The sequence below is a fragment of the Haloarchaeobius salinus genome (assembly GCF_024464185.1).
Taxonomy (GTDB): Archaea; Halobacteriota; Halobacteria; order Halobacteriales; family Natrialbaceae; genus Haloarchaeobius; species Haloarchaeobius salinus.
Map to the genome: position 1 here is coordinate 1 of NZ_JANHAU010000016.1, position 1,075 is coordinate 1,075.

Genomic DNA, 1,075 nt, shown 5'->3' on the forward strand with positions numbered 1-1,075 from the left:
TCGGCGTCTCGCAGGTACGCCGTGGTGTACTCGTGGAGGTCGGGGAACTCGTCGGGCCCGAACGCACTGACCGCCCCGTGCTGGTCGTCGAGCGTCATCTCGGCGACGCCGAGGTCGGTCTCGACGAGGAAGCCGTTCGCGAGGTAGTGTTTCCCGCTCCCGTCGTCGACGTCGGACGTGTCGTAGAGGTGCTCGTACGCACCGAGCGACTCCTCGATTGTCACGTCGTCGACGCCGAGTTCTTCACGAGCAAGCCGGTGCACCGCCTCGTTCAGCCGTTCGTGCTTGTGCAGACGACCGCCGGGAACGAACCACTCACCCTTTGCAGGCTCGTTCACCCGCTTTCCGAGGACGACGCCGTCGGGTGAGCGCACGACGAGATCGACCGAGACGATGGGGACGTTCCGGACGATGGTCTCCCACTCCGCGGGAGGGATCCAGTCACTCATCAGAGGTCATCGTAGATCTCGCTCATGTTGTCGATGCACCGTTCGAGCGAGTCGTCGAGCTTGATCTTGGGGTCCCAGTCGAAGTCGCGCTGGGCCTTCTCAACCTTCGGCACTCGCTTCTTCACGTCGTCGTCGTAGATGGGGACGTGTTCGAACTGAAGCTCCTCGCCCTCGACGAGGCCACGCTCTTTGCCTTTCTCAAATATCTCGCGGGCCAGTTCCTTCATGGTCACCGGCTCGGGGTTGGCGAGGTTGTACGCCTCGTTGGTCGTCGCTTCGGCGAAGGACTGCTCGGCGATTGCACCGGCGACCTCGTCGATCCAGGTGAAACAGCGCACCTGCTCGCCGTCGCCGAAGATCTCCATCGGGTTCTGCTTCTCGACCAGTATCTTCCGGAGGAAGTCCGCGAACACGTGGCTGATACCGGCCTCGTCCTCGCTCTTCTCGTACGGCGTGATGATGTTGAACGGCCGCCAGATCGTGTACTCGATGTCGTACTGCTCCTCGAACGCCATGCTCTGACGCTCGCCGACCACCTTCGAGAGACCGTAGTCCGTGGATGGGACCGTGCTGTCCCAGACGTCGTCCTCCTCGTGCGGCGGCTCGTCCTGCTCGTACACCATCGA

At 62.8% G+C, this 1,075-nt stretch carries 2 protein-coding genes; both read right to left on the reverse strand.

Annotation, left to right across the window (positions count from 1 at the left end; genetic code table 11):
- Positions 1-449, reverse strand: a 449-nt coding sequence (locus tag NO345_RS19555; RefSeq protein ID WP_256302103.1) for a GDP-mannose mannosyl hydrolase, incomplete at its 3' end; no start/stop codon positions are given.
- Positions 449-1,075: NAD-dependent epimerase/dehydratase family protein (locus NO345_RS19560; protein WP_256302105.1), on the reverse strand; the 627-nt coding region annotated here is incomplete at its 5' end. The genes NO345_RS19560 and NO345_RS19555, both read right to left, overlap by 1 nt.